The organism is Pseudomonas fungipugnans (assembly GCF_029955235.1).
Taxonomy (GTDB): Bacteria; Pseudomonadota; Gammaproteobacteria; order Pseudomonadales; family Pseudomonadaceae; genus Aquipseudomonas; species Aquipseudomonas fungipugnans.
The window spans coordinates 2,639,826-2,654,882 of sequence record NZ_JARBWL010000001.1; the positions used below are offsets into that span (position 1 = coordinate 2,639,826).

17 protein-coding genes are annotated in these 15,057 nt (G+C 60.6%); 14 read left to right on the forward strand and 3 right to left on the reverse strand.

All coding sequences use genetic code 11. From position 1 onward, the window contains the following. Positions 1 to 137: 137 nt before the first annotated feature. Positions 138 to 776: a uracil phosphoribosyltransferase gene (gene upp / locus POF45_RS10900; protein ID WP_259496573.1), complete on the forward strand. Its 639-nt coding sequence runs from the start codon at positions 138 to 140 to the stop codon at positions 774 to 776. A gap of 2 nt (positions 777 to 778) precedes the next feature. Further along, complete coding sequence (locus POF45_RS10905) at positions 779 to 2,053, forward strand: uracil-xanthine permease family protein (protein WP_259496574.1); 1,275 nt, start codon at positions 779 to 781, stop codon at positions 2,051 to 2,053. A 133-nt stretch (positions 2,054 to 2,186) separates the two neighbouring features. Here the strand turns inward: POF45_RS10905 and hemH are convergent, their stop codons facing one another. Both hemH and POF45_RS10915 read right to left on the reverse strand, forming a co-directional pair. After that, complete coding sequence (hemH, locus tag POF45_RS10910) at positions 2,187 to 3,212, reverse strand: ferrochelatase (RefSeq protein ID WP_282315664.1); 1,026 nt, start codon at positions 3,210 to 3,212, stop codon at positions 2,187 to 2,189. A 13-nt stretch (positions 3,213 to 3,225) separates the two neighbouring features. After that, positions 3,226 to 4,128 carry a TIGR01777 family oxidoreductase gene (locus tag POF45_RS10915; protein ID WP_259496577.1) on the reverse strand — a complete coding sequence of 301 codons (903 nt, stop codon included), beginning with the start codon at positions 4,126 to 4,128 and terminating at the stop codon, positions 3,226 to 3,228. A gap of 196 nt (positions 4,129 to 4,324) precedes the next feature. Here POF45_RS10915 and POF45_RS10920 point away from each other — a divergent pair, with 196 nt between their 5' ends. From POF45_RS10920 to POF45_RS10975, 12 genes are all read left to right on the forward strand, one after another. Then, the gene (locus POF45_RS10920) at positions 4,325 to 5,311 is read left to right on the forward strand and encodes an NAD(P)/FAD-dependent oxidoreductase (protein ID WP_282315665.1); all 987 of its coding nucleotides are present in this window, start codon (positions 4,325 to 4,327) and stop codon (positions 5,309 to 5,311) included. After that, positions 5,308 to 5,523: a TIGR02450 family Trp-rich protein gene (locus tag POF45_RS10925; RefSeq protein ID WP_259496581.1), complete on the forward strand. Its 216-nt coding sequence runs from the start codon at positions 5,308 to 5,310 to the stop codon at positions 5,521 to 5,523. Before POF45_RS10920 ends, POF45_RS10925 begins: the two co-directional genes overlap by 4 nt. Positions 5,524 to 5,657: 134 nt before the next feature. After that, positions 5,658 to 6,617: a YbgA family protein gene (locus POF45_RS10930; RefSeq protein WP_282315666.1), complete on the forward strand. Its 960-nt coding sequence runs from the start codon at positions 5,658 to 5,660 to the stop codon at positions 6,615 to 6,617. Beyond that, entirely contained in the window at positions 6,618 to 7,559 is a 942-nt protein-coding gene (locus POF45_RS10935) for a MerR family transcriptional regulator (protein WP_282315667.1), read from the forward strand. A 21-nt stretch (positions 7,560 to 7,580) separates the two neighbouring features. Beyond that, positions 7,581 to 9,026, forward strand: coding sequence for a deoxyribodipyrimidine photo-lyase (gene phrB, locus POF45_RS10940; RefSeq protein WP_259496584.1), 1,446 nt, complete (start codon positions 7,581 to 7,583; stop codon positions 9,024 to 9,026). Next, positions 9,019 to 9,441, forward strand: coding sequence for a nuclear transport factor 2 family protein (locus POF45_RS10945; protein WP_282315668.1), 423 nt, complete (start codon positions 9,019 to 9,021; stop codon positions 9,439 to 9,441). Before phrB ends, POF45_RS10945 begins: the two co-directional genes overlap by 8 nt. After that, complete coding sequence (locus POF45_RS10950; RefSeq protein ID WP_259496586.1) at positions 9,438 to 10,220, forward strand: SDR family NAD(P)-dependent oxidoreductase; 783 nt, start codon at positions 9,438 to 9,440, stop codon at positions 10,218 to 10,220. Before POF45_RS10945 ends, POF45_RS10950 begins: the two co-directional genes overlap by 4 nt. Continuing rightward, positions 10,217 to 11,464: an NAD(P)/FAD-dependent oxidoreductase gene (locus POF45_RS10955; RefSeq protein WP_259496587.1), complete on the forward strand. Its 1,248-nt coding sequence runs from the start codon at positions 10,217 to 10,219 to the stop codon at positions 11,462 to 11,464. The genes POF45_RS10950 and POF45_RS10955 overlap by 4 nt, the downstream gene beginning before the upstream one ends. Continuing rightward, positions 11,461 to 12,276 (forward strand): DUF1365 domain-containing protein, encoded by an 816-nt coding sequence (locus tag POF45_RS10960; protein ID WP_259496588.1) that lies wholly within the window; start codon positions 11,461 to 11,463, stop codon positions 12,274 to 12,276. Before POF45_RS10955 ends, POF45_RS10960 begins: the two co-directional genes overlap by 4 nt. Beyond that, positions 12,263 to 13,534 carry an SAM-dependent methyltransferase gene (locus tag POF45_RS10965; RefSeq protein ID WP_259496589.1) on the forward strand — a complete coding sequence of 424 codons (1,272 nt, stop codon included), beginning with the start codon at positions 12,263 to 12,265 and terminating at the stop codon, positions 13,532 to 13,534. Before POF45_RS10960 ends, POF45_RS10965 begins: the two co-directional genes overlap by 14 nt. Continuing rightward, a complete protein-coding gene (locus tag POF45_RS10970; protein ID WP_282315669.1) occupies positions 13,527 to 14,033 on the forward strand; it encodes a DUF2878 domain-containing protein in 507 nt (168 codons plus the stop codon). Before POF45_RS10965 ends, POF45_RS10970 begins: the two co-directional genes overlap by 8 nt. 52 nt (positions 14,034 to 14,085) lie before the next feature. After that, positions 14,086 to 14,391: a YkgJ family cysteine cluster protein gene (locus tag POF45_RS10975; RefSeq protein WP_259496591.1), complete on the forward strand. Its 306-nt coding sequence runs from the start codon at positions 14,086 to 14,088 to the stop codon at positions 14,389 to 14,391. Positions 14,392 to 14,489: 98 nt separating this feature from the next. Here the strand turns inward: POF45_RS10975 and POF45_RS10980 are convergent, their stop codons facing one another. Next, positions 14,490 to 15,008 (reverse strand): acyloxyacyl hydrolase, encoded by a 519-nt coding sequence (locus POF45_RS10980; RefSeq protein WP_259496593.1) that lies wholly within the window; start codon positions 15,006 to 15,008, stop codon positions 14,490 to 14,492. Positions 15,009 to 15,057: the final 49 nt, after the last annotated feature.

Consider the following 15,057-nt stretch of genomic DNA (forward strand, 5'->3'; position numbering starts at 1 on the left):
GAAAAGCGGGCAAAGGTACGCATCCCGCTCGGTCAGATCAAGCCTTTGTGGACTAACGTGCAGCATGTCTATAGGACAACACCCTCGGATAGATTAATCTAGGCCGCTTTTTTTGCCCGCCGCCGGAGCCTTTCCCCATGCCCATCCAAGAGATCCGCCACCCGCTGATCCGTCATAAACTTGGCCTTATGCGCCGCGCAGACATCAGCACCAAGAATTTCCGTGAGCTCGCTCAGGAAGTCGGTGCCCTGCTGACCTACGAAGCCACCAAAGACCTGCCGCTTGAGACCTACGATATCGAAGGTTGGTGCGGCACCGTGTCGGTGGAGAAAATCGCTGGCAAGAAAATTACCGTGGTGCCGATCCTGCGTGCCGGTATCGGCATGCTCGAAGGCGTACTGAGCCTGATCCCGGGCGCCAAAGTCAGCGCCGTGGGCGTGGCTCGTAACGAAGAAACGTTGCAAGCCCACACCTACCTGGAAAAACTGGTTCCGGAAATCAATGAACGCCTGGCCATGATCATCGACCCGATGCTCGCCACCGGCAGTTCCATGGTTGCCACCATCGACCTGCTGAAAAAAGCCGGTTGCCGCGACATCCGCGCCATGGTGCTGGTCGCAGCCCCGGAAGGCATCGCCGCTGTAGAGAAAGCTCACCCGGACGTGAAAATCTACACCGCGTCCATCGATGAACGACTCAACGAACACGGTTACATCATCCCAGGCCTGGGCGACGCCGGAGACAAGATCTTCGGCACCAAGCAGAAGGACGCGTGACCATGCAGGATGAGTTCAACGATCCGCTCTGGCGCACGGTGCTGTCCGGCGCCCAGATGCTGTTCGTGGCGTTTGGCGCCCTGGTGTTGATGCCACTGATTACCGGCCTCGACCCGAACGTGGCGCTGTTCACCGCAGGTCTTGGGACGATTTTGTTCCAGATCGTTACCGGGCGTCAGGTGCCGGTGTTCCTGGCGTCGAGCTTTGCCTTTATCACTCCGATCATCCTCGCCAAGGGCCAGTTCGGCCTCGCGGCGACCATGGGCGGCGTGATGGCGGCGGGTTTCGTCTACACCTTCATGGGGCTTGCGGTGAAGATCAAGGGCACCGGTTTTATCGACCGGATGCTGCCACCCGTGGTGATCGGGCCTGTGATCATCTCCATCGGCCTGGCCATGGCGCCGATTGCCGCCAACATGGCGATGGGCAAGGCCGGCGACGGCTCCGAGCTGATTCATTACCAGACCGCGATGCTGATCTCGATGCCGGCGCTGCTGACCACCCTGATCGTGGCCGTGTTCGGCAAAGGCATTTTCCGCCTGGTGCCGATCATCTCCGGCGTGCTGGTAGGGTTTGGCATGGCGTTCTATTTCGGTGTCGTCGATACCGCGAAGATTGCCGCCGCCCCATGGTTTGCGATACCGCACTTCACCGCGCCGGAATTCAACTGGCAGGCAATTCTGTTCATCGTTCCGGTCGCACTGGCCCCGGCCATCGAGCATATCGGCGGGGTGATTGCCGTGGGCAGCGTGACCGGTCGCGATTACCTGAAAAAGCCCGGCCTGCACCGCACCCTGCTCGGCGATGGCATTGCCACCACCGCTGCCGGCCTGTTCGGCGGCCCGCCCAACACCACGTACGCCGAAGTCACTGGCGCGGTGATGCTGACCAAGAACTACAACCCGAAAATCATGACCTGGGCGGCGATCTTTGCCATCAGCCTGGCGTTTGTCGGCAAGTTCGGCGCGCTGCTGCAAAGCATTCCGGTGCCGGTAATGGGCGGGATTCTGTGCCTGTTGTTCGGTTCGATTGCGGCCGTGGGGATGAACACGCTGATCCGCCACAAGATCGATCTGGGCGAGGCGCGCAATCTGGTGATTGTGTCGGTGACCCTGGTGTTCGGGATCGGCGGTGTGCTGATCGGCACCGGTACCGGACCTGACGACTTCGGCCTCAAAGGCATCGCGCTGTGTGCGGTGGTGGCGATTGTGCTGAACCTGTTGCTGCCGGGCAATGATGGCTGGAAGCACAAGAAGGCGGATGATCCGCTGCTTTAAGTTGGTACACGACACATTGTGGCGAGGGAGCTTGCTCCCGCTTGAGTGCGCAGCACTCACAAAATCTTCATTGATTGCAAGAATTTTGGGGCCGCTTCGCGACCCAGCGGGAGCAAGCTCCCTCGCCACATTTCTACAGCGCCAACGGCGCCCTTTCACACAGCGTGTTCAACGCCCTCGCCCACTGCGGATCATCGTTGAGGCACGGCACCAGCACCAACTCCTCGCCCCCCGCCTCGCGGAACTGCTCCAGCCCGCGATCGCCGATCTCTTCCAGCGTCTCGATACAATCAGCGACGAACGCCGGGCACATCACCAGAATCTTCTTCACTCCGCTTTTGGCCAACTCATCGAGGCGTGCCTCGGTATAGGGTTCGATCCACTTGGCACGACCCAGTCGCGACTGGAACGACACGGACCATTTGCCATCCGCCAGGCCCATGCGCCTGGCAAACTCGGACGCAGTGCGCAGGCATTGTGCGCGATAACAAGTGGCCAACACCGCCGCGCAGGCATTCTTGCAGCAATCCTCGTTCTTGAAACAATGCTGGCCCGTCGGATCGAGCTTGGTCAGGTGCCGTTCCGGCAGACCGTGGAAGCTCAGCAGCAGATGATCGTGTGGCTGCTCCAGATACGGCCTGGCACTGGCCACCAGCGCATCGAGGTATTCCGGTTGATCGTAGAACGGCTGAAGAATCGAGAACTGCACATCCAGTTTTTTCTCCCGCACCACACGCTTGGCCTCTTCGATCACCGTGGTCACGGTGCTGTCGGCAAACTGTGGATACAGCGGCGCAAGGGTGATTCTCTTGTGACCCTGGGCAGCCAGTTGCAACAACTTCGACTCAATGGAGGGTTCGCCATAACGCATCGCCAGTTCCACCGGACCATGGGTCCACTGGGCGGTCATGGCCTGCTGCAGACGTTTGCTCAGCACCACCAGCGGCGAGCCTTCTTCCCACCAGATCGAAGCGTAGGCGTGAGCTGACTGCTCCGGGCGCTTGATCAGGATCAGCGACACCAGCAAGCGCCGCACCGGCCACGGCAGGTCAATCACGTACGGGTCCATCAGAAATTGATTGAGGTAGCTGCGCACATCCGCCACCGAAGTGGAAGCAGGTGAGCCCAGGTTGACCAGAAGCAACGCGTGATCGGTCATGCAACGTCCTATTTCAAAGGCGGCTGGACAGATCGTCCAAAGCCGCACGCAAATCAGTGAACTGGAAAGTGAAACCCGCCGCCAGCAAGCGCGCCGGTATGGCCCGCTGGCCGCCCAGCAATAACAACGACAACTCGCCCAGACCGACCTTGAGTGCGAAGGCCGGCATCGGCATGAATGCCGGGCGGTGCAGCACGCTGCCCAGCGTTTTGGCAAATTCGCGATTGCGCACCGGGGTCGGCGCGCAGGCATTATATGGACCGGCGGCTTCATTGCGATGCAGAAGAAAATCAATCAGGGCGATTTGATCCTTGATATGAATCCACGGCATCCACTGCCGACCGTTGCCCATCGGGCCACCCAGCCCCAGTTTGAACGCCAGCAACAGCCGCGACAAAAAGCCGCCTTCAGCCGACAGCACCAACCCGGTACGCAGCAGGATCACCCGCACGCCCAAGGCTTCGGCACGCTGGGCGGTCTCCTCCCAGGCGATGCTCAACTGACTGGCGAAATCATCGACAACCGGCGGCGAATCCTCGGTCAACTCGCGCTCACCGCCATCGCCATACCAGCCGACAGCGGAGCCGGAGATCAGCACCTGCGGTTTGTGATCGCGACTTTCCAGCCAGGTCAGCAAGGTTTCAGTCAACGTGATCCGGCTGCTCCACAGCAACCCCTTGCGCTTGTGGGTCCAGAGCCGATCGGCAATCGGCGCGCCTGCGAGGTTGATCACGGCATCTACCGGCTCTTGACCAATGTCCTCAAGTCGGCCGATACCGCGCACTTGAGCGCCACAAATCTTCGCGACTTTTGCAGGCTGTCGGCTCCAGACCGTGAGCCGATGACCCTGGCTTGACCAGTGCCGGCAGAGCTGACGTCCTATCAAACCAGTACCGCCGGTCAGCAATATGTGCATGACATCTTCCTCGCGTGGCGTTTTACCCGGATCACTAGTCTATTTTTATAAGCAGGGATCTTTCGTATCGAGCAGGTTCTATGTTTAACAATAGGCCAAGCTGTCAGAACGATAACGCTAAAAGTTATACCAAAAAACAATATTGTACAGGTTTAAAGCACGGCGTAGTCTGTACATAAAGGTAACCGAGGCCCCTATGACTGTACCTATCGCAATCATCGGCACCGGCATCGCCGGACTCTCAGCCGCTCAGGCGCTGACGGAGGCCGGGCATGTCGTGCAACTTTTTGACAAGGGTCGCGGCAGCGGCGGGCGCATGTCGAGCAAACGCAGCGATGCGGGGGCGCTCGATATGGGCGCGCAGTATTTCACTGCCCGCGACCGCCGCTTCGTCACCGAGGTCCAGCGTTGGCAAGCCAACGGCTGGGTCGCCGAGTGGGCGCCCCTGCTCTACACCTATCAGGGCGGTCAACTGAACCTGTCGCCGGACGAGCAGACCCGCTGGGTCGGCACGCCGCGCATGAGCGCCATTACCCGGGGCTTGCTCGGCCATCTCGAAGCGCACTTCGCTTGCCGGATTACCGAGGTCTATCGCGGTGAAGAGCATTGGCATCTGCAGGATGCCGAAGGCTTCACCCATGGCCCGTTCAGCCACGTCGTGATTGCCACGCCCGCACCTCAGGCGACCGCATTGCTCGCGGCGGCACCGAAACTTGCCGGCGCTGCCGCCGGGGTAAAAATGGACCCGACCTGGGCCGTCGCCCTGGCGTTCGACAAGCCGCTGGACACGCCCATGGAAGGCTGCTTCGTGCAGGACAGCCCGCTCGACTGGCTGGCCCGCAACCGCAGCAAACCGGGGCGCGACAACACCCTCGACACCTGGGTATTGCACGCCACCAGCGCCTGGAGCCGGCAACATATCGACCTGTCCAAGGAAGCGGTGATCGAACAACTGCATGGCGCCTTCGCCGAACTGTTGCACAGCGCCATGCCCGCGCCGACCTTCAGCCTCGCCCACCGCTGGCTGTACGCCAGACCGGCCAGCAGCCACGAGTGGGGCGTGCTGGCGGACGCCGACCTGGGCCTCTACGTGTGTGGCGACTGGTGCTTGTCCGGTCGGGTAGAAGGTGCCTGGCTCAGCGGCCAGGAAGCCGCCCGCCGCTTGCACGAGCACCTGCAGTGAACCGCATCAACCCGAGCAAATTGCTGCTGTCGAAATGGACGGCAGCCCAGCCGCAAAACCGCGAAAAACATTTTCTGGTGACCGAGCTGTTCCGTGATGAGGAAGGGACGGTGCTGGAGATCGAGTTGCAGGCGGTATTGACCAACCGCAGTGAGCGAGTTGAATGGCAGGTCCTGAAAAGTAGCGACACCTGGCTACCGGGCTGGAAATAGCCCCACCCTGTGGGAGCGTGTGGCGCATTCAAAAACCTATACAAATAATTTGACTTGTACACCTTTGAATCTATGATGAACCCATGTTGTACAGAATCAATATTCTGTACAGGTTTAGATTCGAGGTGGTTCCGATGGCCGATTCCCACGCGAAACCGAAAATCGCCATCAGCGCCTGCCTGATGGGTGCCGAGGTGCGCTACAACGGTGGGCACAAGGAATCCCGACTGTGCAGCCGCACCCTCACTGATTACTTCGAATTCGTTCCCGTGTGCCCGGAAGTCGCCATCGGCCTGGGCATTCCCCGTGAGCCGATCCGGCTGGTGGGCGACCCTGATCACCCGCAAGCCGTTGGCACGGTCCATCCCGACGCCAACGTCACCCTGCCCCTGGCCGAATACGGCGAGAAGATGGCCGGTGAACTGGGTGATATCTGCGGCTACATCTTCATGCAGCAATCGCCCTCCTGCGGCCTGCATCGGGTCAAGGTCTATCACGTCAACGGTGCGCCAGTGAATGGCGGCGGGCGTGGCATCTACGCCCAGGCATTCTGCGAGCGGCACCCCGACCTGCCGGTGGAAGAAGACGGTCGCCTCAATGATCCGGTGCTGCGCGAGAACTTCCTCACGCGCGTTTTCGCCTACAGCGCCTGGCAGCAATTGCGCCAGGAAGGCCTCAGTCGTCGCGGCCTTTTCGACTTTCACTCGCGCTACAAATACCTGCTGATGGCCCACAACCCGGTGCAGTACAAAACCCTGGGCAATCTGTTGGGCAACATGGGCAAGACCGATCCCGAAGTCATTGGCCCGCGCTATTTCAGCGAGCTGATGGTGGCGCTGAAAAAATGCGCCACCCGCCGCACCCACAGCAACGTCCTGCAACACATCAGCGGCTACCTCAAACAGGCGCTCAGCCCTGAAGACAAACAGGAAGTGCAGCACGTCATCGGCCAGTATCGCCACGGTATCGTGCCGCTGGTGGTGCCGTTGACGCTGCTCAAGCACCACTTTCGCCAACACCCGGATCCGTACATTGCGCAGCAGGTTTACCTGCAGCCCCACCCGGAAAACCTCAGCCTGCGAAACGCGATTTAAATGAAAAACTCCCCCGACAGCAGCGCCGGTGAAGACCTCGGCGACGACTTCAAAAAAGCGATGGACGAAGGCTGGCTGCCGATACGTGAAGTGGCGCGCCAGACCGGCGTCAACGCCATCACGCTGCGTGCCTGGGAACGGCGTTATGGTCTGATCGTGCCCCAGCGCACACCCAAGGGCCATCGGCTGTTCTCGGCCGAGCACGTGCAACGCATTCTTACCATTCTGACCTGGCTCAATCGCGGCGTGGCCGTCAGCCAGGTCAAGCAGTTGCTCGAGACTCCACAGACCCTGACGGAGCCTGCGCAAAACGACTGGCACGTGCTGCGCCAGACATTGCTGCAAGCCGTCACCCTGCTGACTGAGCGCACCCTCGACGACACCGTCAACCAGGCCATGTCGCTGTACCCGCCGCGCACGTTATGCGAACAACTGCTAATGCCATTGCTCGCCGAACTTGAGCAGCGCTGGCAAGGCCAGTTCGGCGCGCAGATGGAGCGAGTGTTCTTTTATTCCTGGTTGCGCAGCAAATTCGGCGCGCGCATCTACCATAACAATCGCCAATTGCGCGGTGCGCCGCTGCTGTTGATCAATCATTCGGATCTGCCCCTGGAACCTCACCTGTGGCTCACCGCCTGGCTGATCAGCAGCGCCGATTGCCCGGTCGAAGTTTTCGATTGGCCACTGCCAGCCGGGGAACTGGCGTTGGCGGTCGATCACCTGCAAGCCCGGGGCATCGTGCTGTATTCCAGCAAAGCCATGAACCTGACCCAGTTGCCGAAACTGTTGAGCGGTATTCGTTGCGCAAAAATGATTGTCGGACCAACGGTATGCATCCACCACGCCGAGTTGTCCGTAAGAACTACCGAGATCGCTGATTTGTCCCTGGCCGAAGATCCTTTGTCGGCGCATCAGGAACTGGTCCGGCGCGGGCTCATTTAAATGTCTTTCGCGGAAACCACCATGCAACTGATCTGGCTGCGCAGCGATTTGCGCCTACATGACAACACCGCCCTCTCGGCCGCCGCCGCGTGCGGCCCGACGGTAGCAGTGTATCTACTGAGCCCGGCGCAGTGGCTGGAACACGATGATGCTCCCTGCAAAGTGGATTTCTGGCTGCGCAACCTCAACGAACTGCGCCACGCCCTGGGCGAATTGAACATTCCCTTGCTCATCCGCCATGCGCCACGCTGGGACGAAGCGCCGGCAGTGCTGCTGGAGCTGTGCCAGCAATTGAACGTCGACACTGTGCACGTCAACGAGGAATACGGCATTCACGAAACCCGTCGCGACGCGGCGGTGGCTCAGGCATTACACACTCAGGGCATCGATTTCCACCGTTACCTCGATCAACTGCTGTTCAAGCCAGGCACCGTACTGACGCGGACCGGCACTTACTTTCAGGTCTTCAGCCAGTTCCGCAAGGTATGCTACGAGCGCCTGCATCGTTCGCTGCCAAGCCTGGTGAACGCACCCGGCGTGCAGGCGTCGTTGAACATCGACAGCGACAAAATCCCGTCAAGCGTCGACGGCTTCGAAACGCCGACCGAACGTCTGCGCGCCCTCTGGCCGGCGGGTGAAGCCGAAGCCCGGCGCCGCCTCGACAGCTTTGCCGATGCACAGATCGACTACTACAAAAGCGAGCGCGATTTCCCGGCCAAACCCGGCACCAGCCAGCTCTCGGCCTATCTGGCAGCGGGCGTGATTTCCCCGCGCCAGTGCCTGCACGCCGCGCTGCAATCCAATCAGGGCGAGTTCGAAAGCGGCAAGGTGGGCGCCGTTACCTGGATCAACGAGCTGCTGTGGCGCGAGTTCTACAAACACATCCTGGTCGGCTACCCGCGTGTCTCCCGCCACCGCGCGTTCCGCCCGGAAACCGAAGCCCTGGCCTGGCGTGATGCGCCGGATGAACTCGCCGCATGGCAGCAAGCGCGCACCGGGCTGCCGATTATCGACGCGGCCATGCGCCAGCTACTTGAAACCGGCTGGATGCACAATCGCCTGCGCATGGTGGTGGCGATGTTCCTGACCAAGAACCTGCTGATCGATTGGCGCGAAGGCGAACGCTTTTTCATGCGCCATCTGATCGACGGCGATCTGGCGGCGAACAACGGTGGCTGGCAATGGAGTTCGTCCACCGGCACCGACTCGGCACCGTACTTCCGTATTTTCAACCCGCTCAGTCAATCGGAAAAATTCGATGCCGAGGGGCTGTTCATCAAGCACTGGCTGCCGGAACTGGCGGGGCTGAACAAGAAGGATGTGCACAACCCGGCCAACCTCGGCGGCCTGTTTGGCGTTGCGGACTACCCCTCGCCGATCGTCAATCTCAGTACGTCACGTACACGGGCCCTGGCTGCGTTCAAGGACCTGCCTTCGCGTCAGGCAGCCGGAGGCGATCATGAGTGATTTCCTGCGCGGCTTTGCCCGACGGTTCGCCGAGCTGGACAAGGACAACCTGCAACGTCTCGACGCGTTGTACAGCGTTGATGTGGCGTTCACCGATCCGCTGCACGAAGTGCACGGGCTGGCGAATTTGCGCAGTTACTTTGCCGGGCTCTACGCAAATGTCAGCGAGCTGCGCTTCGACTTTCACGGCTTCGACCAAATCGGCGAAGGCGAAGGTTATCTGCGCTGGGTCATGAGTTACCGCCATCCGCGCCTGGCGGGCGGCAAGCTGATCCGGGTGGACGGCTGTTCGCACCTGCTCTGGCACGACAAGGTATATCGCCACCGGGACTACTTCGACGCCGGGGCGCTGCTGTATGAACATCTACCCGTATTGGGCAGGGCGATTGCCTGGCTGAAAAGGAGAATGGGATGAGTTTGACACCTGCACGTCGGTATTGGCTGACGGGCGCCAGCAGCGGCATTGGCGCCGCGCTTGCCGAAGAAATCCTTAAAACCGGGGCGCATCTGGCGGTCAGTTCACGCTCGGTGGCGCCGCTCAAAGTCCTGGCGCAACGCTATCCGGGGCAAGTGCTGGTCGTGGCCGGCGACTTGACCAACAGCCAGCGCGTGCGGGAAATCGGCGAACAGATCGCCGAAGACTGGGGCTCACTGGACACCGTCATCCTCAACGCCGGCACCTGCGAATACGTCGATGCCAAGCAGTTCGACGCCTCGATTATCGAGCACGTGGTGCGCACCAACCTGCTCGCCAGCAGTTATTGCATCGAAGCCGCCCTGCCCTTGCTGCGCGCCGGCACTGCGCCGCACCTGATCGGCGTCGCCAGCTCGGTGACCTACCTGCCGCTGCCACGGGCCGAAGCCTATGGCGCCTCGAAGGCCGGCATGCGTTACCTGTTCGAATCGCTGCGCATTGATCTGGCGCCCGAAGGCATTGAAGTGACCGTGGTCAGCCCCGGTTTCGTTGACACCCCGCTGACCGCCAAAAACGATTTCCCCATGCCCCTGAGCTGGCCAGCAGACAAAGCCGCTCGGCACATTTTCGCCAAACTGCAAGACCGTCCTCTGGAAATCGCCTTCCCGGGGCTGTTCATGGCCGCCCTCTGGCCGCTATCGAAAATGCCCAACCGGGTGAAACTGGCGATCGGCAAGCGCATGGTGCGCCGCAGTCCTCCGATCAAGGACACCCCGTGAACATCGCCATTATCGGCAGCGGGATCTCCGGGCTGACCAGCGCCTGGCTGCTCAATCGTCAGCACCAGATCACCCTGTTCGAGGCCAGCGACTGGGTCGGCGGCCACACCCATACCGTCGAGGTGACGGTCGATGGCCAGAGCTACGCGGTGGACACTGGCTTCATTGTGTTCAACGACTGGACCTACCCGAATTTCATCCGCCTGCTGGGCCAGCTCGGCGTGGGATTCAAACCCACCGAAATGAGTTTCTCGGTGACCGATCCGGACTCGGGCCTGGAATACAACGGCAACAACCTCAACAGCCTGTTTGCCCAGCGCCGTAACCTGCTGTCGCCGGGGTTCTGGGGCATGCTGCGCGACATCCTGCGCTTCAATAAAGAGGCGCTGCGTGATCTTGAAGAACAACGGATCGCCGCCGACACGACCCTCGATGAATACCTGACGGCCAACCGCTACGGCGAACGCTTCATCCTGCATTACATCGTGCCCATGGGCGCGGCGATCTGGTCGATGTCGATGGCTGACATGCTCGGTTTCCCGCTGCAATTTTTCGTGCGGTTTTTCAAGAATCACGGCTTGCTGTCCGTCAGTAATCGCCCGCAGTGGTGCGTGATCGAAGGCGGATCGAGTGCCTACGTGGCGCCGCTGATCGCCTCCTTCAAGGACAAGATCCGCCTCAACTGCCCGGTGACACGGGTCGAGCGCGATGCCGAGGGCGTGGTTATCCACAGCACCGCCGGCAGCGAGCGTTTCGACAAAGTAGTGTTCGCCTGCCACAGCGATCAGGCCCTGAAACTGCTGGCCAGACCGAGCAGCGCCGAACAATCGATCCTCGGCGCCCTGCCCTACGCCGACAACGAAGTGGTGTTGCACACCGACACTCGCCTGTTGCCGGAACGCAAGTTGGCCTGGGCCAGCTGGAATTACCGCCTCGGTGGCGCCGGACACACGCTGGCCGCCGTCACCTATGACATGAACATCCTGCAAGGCATCCAGAGCGACGCCACTTTCTGCGTCAGCCTCAACCAGAGCGCCGGCATCAGCCCGTTCAAAGTGCTCGCCAAATACACCTATGCCCATCCGCAATACAGCCTCGCAGCGGTGGCAGCGCAAGCACGCTGGGAAGAGCTGGACGGCGCGCATCACACGTATTATTGCGGCGCCTACTGGGCCAACGGCTTTCATGAAGACGGCGTGGTCAGTGCCTTGCGCGTGGCCCGCTCGTTCGGTGAAACGCTGTGAACAGCGCCCTCTATGGCGGCTGGATCGCCCATCGGCGGTTCGCCCCGCGCCGCCATGAATTCCGCTACCGGATCGGGTTGCTGTATCTGGATCTCGACGAGCAGGAAGCGGTACTGGGTTTATCGCCGCTGTCGGGCAACAGCCGTTTTGCGCCATTTTCATTTCGTGAAACGGACTACCTGAAAGCGCTGACCGGCACCGGCATGCGCCTGATCGACGCAGTGCGCCAGCAAGTGGCGCAAGCCATCGGCCACGCGCCTCAAGGTTCGATCTGTCTGCTGACCCAGGCCCGCAGCTGGGGCCTGTCGTTCAACCCGGTGAGTTTTTTCTACTGCCACGAGGCGGACGGCCAGTTGGCAGCGATTCTCTGCGAAGTGACCAACACTCCGTGGCGCGAGCGTTATCACTATGTACTGCCCGCCAAAGCCCCGGCAGACCTGCACGACTTGCACCAGCATTTCGCCGTGGCCAAGGCGTTTCATGTCTCGCCGTTTCTGCCGCGAGACCTTGAGTACCGCATGAGCTTCAGCCCCGCCGCGCAAAAACTCGGGGTGCACATGGCGGACTGGCAGGGCGAACAGAAGCTGTTCGACGCCACGCTGAGCCTGCAACGCGAACCGCTGAATCGCAAAAGCCTGCACCGTTATCTGCGGCGCTTTCCGTGGATGACTGCGAAAACCTGCCTGGCGATCTACTGGCAGGCCATCCGTCTGTTACTCAAGCGCGCTCCTATTTTTGCTCATCAGGCTGCCGACGGCAGCTTTCAAACCGCCATCGTCCCTCCAAAGGATCGCCGCCATGAAATCCTCTAGTGTTACGGCCAAGGCCAACCTGACAAGCACCAACGGCCTGACGGGATCACTGCTGCGTCGTGGCGTGTTGCGGCAACTGGCGCACCTCAAACATGGGCAACTGGTGCTGGTCGAGGACGGTGAACGGCATGTGTTCGGCACCACCGGCAGTCATCTGCTGGGCGAGATTCATATCCTCGACGCTGCGGCCTGGGGGCTGGTGGCCAGCGGCGGTTCGATCGGTGCCGGCGAGGCGTTCATCCACGGCTACTGGAGTTCGCCGGACCTGACGGCGGTGGTCCGGGTGTTCGTCAGCAATCTGGAGGTGCTGGATGCGCTGGAAGGTGGCCTGGCCAAACTGAGCCGGCCGTTGGTGCAGGGCCTGCACTGGCTCAATCGCAATACGCGCAAAGGCTCGCAGAAAAACATCGCGGCTCATTACGACCTGGGCAATGACCTGTTCGAGCAGTTTCTCGACCCAACGATGATGTACTCGGCCGCGCAGTTCCTCAGCCCCGAGGACAGCCTGGAACAGGCGCAACTGAACAAACTGGAGCGGATCTGTCAGAAACTTGCGCTGAAACCGGACGATCACCTGCTGGAAATCGGCACGGGCTGGGGCAGCATGGCGCTGTACGCGGCGCAGCATTACGGCTGCAAAGTCACCACCACCACGCTGTCCAAAGAGCAGTTCGCCTTTACCGCCAAACGTATCGAAGCGCTCGGCCTGCACGATCAGGTGACGCTGTTGCTGGAAGATTATCGCGACCTCACCGGGCAGTACGACAAACTGGTGTCTATCGAGATGATCGAAGCAGTCGGCCATCACTTCCTGCCGACCTATTTCAAGCAGTGTGCGCACCTGCTCAAAAGCAACGGCCTGATGCTGTTGCAGGCGATTACCATCCGCGAGCAGCGTTACGAACAAGCGAAAAACAACGTCGATTTCATCCAGCGTTACATCTTCCCCGGCGGCGCCCTGCCCAGTGTGCAGAAGATGCTGGACATCGTCAGCCGCGACACCGACATGAACCTGCTGCACATGGAAGACTTCGGCCTGCACTACGCCAGGACATTGCGGTTGTGGCACGAGAATTTTCGCCGCGCCCACGGGCGTCTCACCGAATTGGGCTACGACGATTATTTCCTGCGGCTGTGGGAGTTTTACCTGTGCTACTGCGAAGGCGGCTTTCTGGAGCGCACCATTGGCACCGCGCAATTGCTGCTGGCCAAACCGTCGGCGATGCCGGCGCCGCTGCTGGGCCGTTTCGATGCTTGAACGCCTGGCAAACGCCGCGCTGTTTCAGCTCGGCTGGTTTGCCTGCGTCATGGGCGGTGACAGTCTGTGGCTGCTGGTGGCGTTGGCCGCGTTGGTCCTGCATCTGCTGTGGATAAGTAGTTGGGCTCAGGAAGGCCGGTTGATCCTCAGTGTCGTGGTGCTCGGCACGGTGGTGGATAGCGTGCTGCGCTGGTCGGGGGTATTTGAGTTCAGGGATCAGTCGCCGCTGATTCCGCTGTGGTTGATGTTGCTTTGGGCGCTGCTGGCGACGACCTTGCGTCATTGCCTGCAATGGAGCGCCAGCCCCTGGTGGCGTGCGAGTCTGTTGGGCGCGGTCGGCGGACCGTTGTCCTATTACGCAGGCGGACGATTGGCCGGGGTGTCTTTTCCTTTCGGGCAGTTACCCACGCTGATCGGCATCGGACTGCTCTGGACGCTGCTGTTTCCGTTGCTGCAGATGATGGCGCATCGGCTGGCTGCTGTGGATAACCTAAAGTAAGCGTCCGTCAGGCCTTTCACACACCACCCGCCCACTGCCTTACACTGCGCCCATGAAAACCATCCCCCATACGCAAATCACCGAGCCTGCGGTCAGTTGCTCGACCTGCTCGGCCTGCTGCTGCCAGCTCGAAGTCATGCTGATTACGGAAACCGGCGTGCCCGAACGTTTTATCGATACCGATGATTGGGGCGGGGAAGTGATGTTACGACTGGATGACGGCTGGTGCGCGGCGCTGGATCGCAACACGATGATGTGCACCATCTACGAGAAGCGCCCGCTGATCTGCCGCGAATTCGAGACCGGCTCGCCGGAATGCATGACCGAGCGAGAGGGGATTGTGTCGGTGTATCGCTGATTTCAAGTGCACCGGAGTCCCCCTGTGGGAGCGAGCTTGCTCTCACAGGGTTCAGTGCTAATCACCAAGACAGTGATCAGCACTTTTATCCCAAGGGCTTACAACGGCAACGTGTAATGCAGTGAGTAACTTTCTACACCGTCGTTGTTGCTGTTGATCCCGGCATTGGAATAGTGCGTCGCACGAATACCGACTTCATGCCCACCGGCAAAGCGCAGCCCAAAGCCGATTCGGTCTTCGAACTGAAATGACTCGCCAATGTTGTTGTCCTCGAGCTGAGTCCGGGAGAACAACGCCACGCCGATCCCCGCCTCGACATACGGCTTGACGGTCGCCCCGGAAAACTCGTAAACGAACACCGGCGAGAACGACAGGCTGCTGGCGCTGGCGGTCTTGTCGCCATCCCAGTAAGTGTAGGCGCCGCTCCAGTAACCGGTCACCCGACCGACGTCACTTTGCAGCCAGCTCTGGTCCCAGGGGAGTTGCAGACCAAGCCGGTAGGTCATGGTCGAATCGCTGGTCTGTCCGACCCCGAACTCCAAGCCTGCCGCCTGTGCGGTAAAACTGTGCCCCAACAACGCGGCCCCAATCGCGGCCAAACAGAATAGTCGCTTCACTAGAAACATCCTTTTCCGAACGATTTTCGTATGGTTTTTTTGTTGCCCA